This window comes from Gemmatimonas sp., from assembly GCF_046594945.1.
GTDB lineage: Bacteria > Gemmatimonadota > Gemmatimonadetes > Gemmatimonadales > Gemmatimonadaceae > Gemmatimonas.
In genome coordinates this window covers 1-5333 of record NZ_JBKJRB010000068.1, presented here as the reverse complement: position 1 = coordinate 5333, position 5333 = coordinate 1, and the positions used below count along the sequence as shown (strand labels likewise).

Annotated in this window: 5 protein-coding genes; 4 read left to right on the top strand and 1 reads right to left on the bottom strand. The window is 64.9% G+C overall.

Annotated features, from left to right (window positions below):
* Positions 1-389, bottom strand: a 389-nt coding sequence (locus tag ACLL97_RS07485) for a hypothetical protein (RefSeq protein WP_411279851.1), incomplete at its 3' end; no start/stop codon positions are given.
* 54 nt (positions 390-443) lie between these two features.
* Between ACLL97_RS07485 and ACLL97_RS07480 the strand changes: the two genes are divergently transcribed.
* The 4 genes from ACLL97_RS07480 to ACLL97_RS07465 all read left to right on the top strand — a co-directional run bounded on the left by ACLL97_RS07480 (position 444) and on the right by ACLL97_RS07465 (position 5213).
* Positions 444-1616, top strand: coding sequence for an acyl-CoA dehydrogenase family protein (locus ACLL97_RS07480; RefSeq protein ID WP_411279850.1), 1173 nt, complete (start codon positions 444-446; stop codon positions 1614-1616).
* A gap of 38 nt (positions 1617-1654) precedes the next feature.
* Complete coding sequence (locus ACLL97_RS07475) at positions 1655-2926, top strand: VanZ family protein (RefSeq protein ID WP_411279849.1); 1272 nt, start codon at positions 1655-1657, stop codon at positions 2924-2926.
* A gap of 135 nt (positions 2927-3061) precedes the next feature.
* On the top strand, positions 3062-3658 hold the full coding sequence (locus ACLL97_RS07470; protein ID WP_411279848.1) for a YggT family protein: 597 nt from the start codon (positions 3062-3064) through the stop codon (positions 3656-3658).
* 523 nt (positions 3659-4181) lie between these two features.
* On the top strand, positions 4182-5213 hold the full coding sequence (locus ACLL97_RS07465; RefSeq protein ID WP_411279847.1) for an endonuclease/exonuclease/phosphatase family protein: 1032 nt from the start codon (positions 4182-4184) through the stop codon (positions 5211-5213).
* The last annotated feature ends 120 nt before the right edge of the window (positions 5214-5333 follow it).

Sequence of the window (5333 nt, the reverse complement as noted above, 5' to 3'; positions counted from 1 at the left end):
GCGAGCATGTCCATGTCGATGCGCGCGGCCAGCTCGCGGGATCGGTCGGTGTTGTAAGTCACGACCCGCAACGTCTCCCGAGCCCCTGCCCCATTCCCCAACGCGCTTGGGCTCGGCACCTCAAAACCGCTTACGTATAGCAGCGTGACCACCGCGCCCACGAGGGCCGTGAGCACCAGACCCCGTGATGCAAGGAAGGCCAGTGGCACCAGCAGCAGCCACGGAAACACCAGCAGCCACCGTGGTCCGAACAGCAACAGCATGCCAAGCGCGTTGCTGTCGCCCGTGACGGCCACGGCCACGGCCACGAGTGCCATCGCGAGCGCGTACCCCACCACCGCAATCGTCACGACAACCGTAGCCGCGGTGCCCGTTTTACCGCTTCTCATTCACCGTCTCGCTCCTTAAATCCCAAGGGTACGCTCCCCCACAGCCCGACGGCGATGACTGCATCCTCCTTTCCCGATCTCTCCCGCGCTCCCCTCACGATGTTCAGCGAGGAGGAAGAACTGTTCCGCGCCGCCGTGGCCGACCTGGCCGAGTTGGAGGTGAGGCCGCGAGTTCATGCGATGGAGGACGCTGGAAAGATCGACCCCGCACTCACCGCGAAGTTCGTGGAGCTTGGACTTATGGGCATCGAACTGCCGGAAGAGTTCGGCGGTGCCGGCGGATCGCTGATGATGGTCGCCATCGCGGTGGAAGAGCTCAGCAAGGTAGACGCGTCGGCGGCGATTCAGGTGGACGTGCAGAACACGCTCGTGAATTACCCGCTGTACCGCTACGGCAACGCCGAGCAGCGCGCGCGTATTCTGCCGCGCCTGACGGCGGGCACGATCGGCGCCTATGCACTCTCCGAGCCGGGCTCGGGTTCGGATGCCTTTGGACTGGCCACGCGGGCCGTGCCGACAAACGGTGGCTGGACGTTGGACGGGTCGAAGGCGTGGATCACGAATGGCGGTGAAGCCGAAGTGTTCGTGGTGTTCGCCAACACGCGTCCTGACATGGGCTACAAGGGCATCACGGCATTTATCGTGGAGCGCGGCACGGCCGGATTCTCGGTGGGCAAGAAGGAACACAAGCTGGGTATTTGCGCGTCGAGCACGACGTCACTGCACTTCGACAACGCGTTTGTGAGTGATGCCAATGTGCTGGGCGACGTGGGCACCGGTTACAAGATCGCCATCGAGACGCTCAACGAAGGCCGCATCGGGATCGGGGCGCAGATGATCGGTGTTGCGCAGGGCGCACTTACGGCCGCGGTGGCGCACTTGAAGGAGCGCAAGCAATTCGGCAAGGCACTGGCCGAATTTCAGGGCATTCAGTTTCAGGTAGCGCAGGCGGCCACCGAACTCGAAGCGGCGCGTCTTATGGTATACAACGCCGCGCGTTTGAAAGACGCGGGCCAGGACATCGCGCGCGAAGGGGCGATGGCGAAGTTGTACTCGTCGCAGATGGCCGAGCGGGTGACGTCGCTATGCGTGGAGCTATTCGGCGGGTACGGGTATACGCGCGAGTACCCGGTGGAGAAGTTTTATCGTGATGCGAAGATCGGCACGATTTACGAGGGGACGAGCAATATGCAGTTGCAGACGATTGCGAAGGCGGTTTTACGATAAGGGCGAAGTAGGGGGTAGGGAGTAGGGGGTAGGGAGACTTGGGGCGACTGATACTGCTGCTGGCGTGCATCGGGCTTATTGTGCTGGCTACGCTGGCGCCGTTGGGGGCTACGCAGGGGGGGAATTTACCGCCTCGGTGGTGCCTCGCCTGCGGTGGGCTTTGGGCGACGGATGGCATCAGCAACGTGGTGCTCTTCGCTCCGTTTGGGGTGGCGCTCGCGATGCTTCGTGTGCGGTGGTGGGGGGTGCTGTTGCTGTCTTTGGGGTTTTCGCTGGGGGTGGAGTACCTGCAGTCGATTGGACTGCCGCCGGGCCGGTCGGCGGCGTGGGCAGATGTGGTGGCGAATACGCTTGGTGGATTGGTTGGGGTGTGGCTGTGGGCGCGGCGTGGGTGGATGTTCCCGGCGTCGTGGCGGGTGGCAGGGCGGCTGTGTTGGGGGTGGGCGGCGGGCGTGGTAATGACGTTCGGGCTCACGAGCGTGGCGTTGGGGCCGCGGTCGGGGAACAGCGAAGCGGCGACGGCTAACGACGCGGCGCGGGCGACTTATGGGGCGAGCCCGCTGCAATTCACGCCGGGCCACGGCTGGTTTGGCGGACTGGCCGATTCGCTTACGGTGAACGGGTTCACCATCACGCATAAGGGCACGGGGCCGCTCATGGCGATGGTATCGCGCGAGCCAGCCACGGTGGCCATGCGCGTGGTGCTGCGCGGCCGCGAGGAGGGGGGCGCGCTGGTGCCGATCGGCTACCTGCACGTAGCGGGCGATTCGTCGGCGGTGGCGTTTGTGGGTGAGCGGGACCTGGCGGCCGAGCTGGTGGTCACGCGCCGCGCGTGGGACTGGGGGCTGGCCATGCCCACGCTGCAGCTGGACAGCGTGTTCGCCGGGAGGTCGGTGAGTGACCCGCGGCCGGTGGTGCTGGAGGCATGGAGCGCGCCGGACACGCTGCGGCTATCGGCGCAATCAGACGCGTTCAACGGCACGAGGGCGATCGCGTTGACACCGGTGATCGGGTGGGCGCTGATTCAGACGGTGTTCGAGATTGGTGGCGATTTCGCGCTATTGGCGCATATATGTTGGATTGCTGCCCTGATGGTGCCGATAGGATGGTGGGGAATTCAGGCCGCGGCCCGGAGATGGCGCGCGCTGGCGATCGCGGTGCTCTGGATTGGGGTGGGTGCCACGGCCATGCCGCGGTTGTTTGGCGTGGCGCCGGTGAGCGGGCGGGATTGGTTGCTCATGGTTGGACTGCTCGCGGCCGGGGCGGCAGCGGGACGTGCGGTGGCGAGACGGTTGTCGTTGGAGCAGTGAGCCCGTGGTCAATTTCGCCTCTAGTCTTTCCCGAGGAGTTTGACGGTCACGCGTTCCCGAGGCACGCGCATAGCGCGCGTTCGTCCGTTCGAACGCAATCGGGCCGATCGCCCCGCTCGTGAGTATCATTCGCACATGCTCGGATCCATCGTCAGCGTCCTCGATTTGCTCCTTGGCGTACTGCGCCCCGCGGTCTTCGTGGCGGGCGCCCTCGCCGCCGTGGCAGCGGTGGTGTCGTACAGCGTGCGCACCCGCAAGATCTCGCCCTTCTCCCCCTTCGCGCGCTTTACCCGCGACCGGGTAGACCCTTGGCTGATCGCCCCCATGGAGCGCCGCATCATGCGCGCCGGCGGCACCCCGTACGCCGCGCCCTGGTGGGCCCTCGCCGCGGTGGTGGTCGGTGGCCTCATCCTGCTGTCGGCGGTCGGATTTCTGCGCGACCAGATCATGATGCTGGCCTACATGAGCACGTCGGGCTCATCGCTGGCCGCCCTCCTGGTGCGCTGGACCTTCAGCCTGCTGAAGCTGGCTCTCTTTGCCCGCGTGATCTCGAGCTGGGTGGGCGGCAGTGCCTACTCCAAGTGGTGGCGCTGGTCGTACGTGCTCACCGAATGGTTCCTGGCGCCGCTGCGTCAGGTGATCCCGACCATCGGCATGATCGACATCACGGTGCTGATCGCGTACTTCGGGCTGGGGATCTTGGAGAGCGTAATCACCAGTGCACTGTTGTGAACAGGTGGCCACAGTGGCAACCGTGTGATGTCACACCGGAAGCTGTTTGGTGAGGAACGTGTACGGGCTACCGGATGCGGCGCTTCGATGCCGGTAGCGATGGTGGCGGGCGTTGCTGCACTCTCCGGAGCGGTACTTCAGGCAGCCGCATACACATTCCTCACGTAGCAACTTCCCCCGCAGAATGCATCGTTCGCCCCAGCGGCCGGAGTTCAGCGTCCCCTGTGAGTGCGGTGAGCTGATCCACACCAGCGACCAGCATCTTGGCCGGACAATTAGGTGCCGCTGCGGTCGCTCAGTGCAGATTCAGCGTCCGAAAGTGCAACCGCTGAAACACGCCTTCGTGGGTGGTCGGTCGGAGCGGAAATCGCGCCCGCGTTCGAAGTTCAACGTGGGGGCGTTGCTGGCGCGAATGCCTCGTGTGCCGCGCCTGCCTCGTGTGCGACTGGACCTATCGGAGTGGACATCCCGCCGCTCTGTAACAAGGTGGACATTTCGCGCGGCGGCGGCGTACGCGGTGGCCATGCTTGCTGCATGGATCGCATTGTTCACGGTGTCGGAGTTCTGGTTGCCGGCCACGTTGCTGGCGTACGGACCACGCTGGGTGGTGTTGCTGCCGCTGGTGCTGTTGTTGCCAATGGCGTTCATGTTTGCGCGCACGTCGGTGAAGTTGCTGGCCGTGGGCGGGGTGATCGCGCTCGTGCCCATCATGGGCTTCCGCGTGTCGGTACCCACGGCGGGATTCACCGCGCCGACTTCTCCCGGCACCAACCGTATTCGCGTGCTGTCGCTGAACGCGCAGGGCGGCGCCATTGTGAAGCTGCGATTGGCATCGATTCTCGAGCGATATGCGCCGAGCATTGTGGCGATGCAGGAATGCGGCGACGAGCTGGCTGCGGTGGCGGAGCAGCAGCGCGGGTGGTATACGGCGCGCTACAACGGGCTGTGCACCATGAGTCGATGGCCCCTTGAATTCGCCGACACCATGCCGCGGGCGGCGTTCGCTCGCGTGTCGCAACTGGGCTACGGCGGCACCGGCATCGTGGTGCGCTACGGCATCGCGCACCCCACGCGGGCGTTTCAGTTTGTGAATCTGCACCTCGAAACAGCACGCAAAGGCCTCGAATCACTGCTGAGTAGCGACGGCCTGATTCCCGACCACGCCACCGGAGTGCCGTCTCCCCAGGAAGAACAGCGGGCGAGCCGAACGGGTGAGGATCGGGTGGCGCTGAACGCGCGCATACGGGAGAGTGAAGCCGAGCGCGCATCGGTGTGGTCGGCTCGCAAGATGGACGAGATCCCGATCATCATTGCCGGCGACTTCAACATGCCGGTGGAGAGCTCCATCTACCGCCGCTACTGGAGCGGTCTTACCAACGCCTTCGACGCCAAGGGACTCGGCTTCGGCTTCTCGAAGCACGAAGGCACGCTACTCCGCTTGCGCATCGATCACGTGCTGAGCGCGCCAAAGTGGTTCCGCGTGCGCGGGGCGTGGGTGGGAGCGGACGTGGGCTCGGATCACCGCCCGATGGTGGCTGACCTGACAATGTTTTGAACGTCACAGTGTCCCGTACATGTCGGTAATCAAGCGACGGAGCGCTGCGGCATCTGCAGTGGAGAGGGCGCCAAGCTTCGCGCCAAGGCGTGATCTACTGATCGTGCGGATCTGATCAAC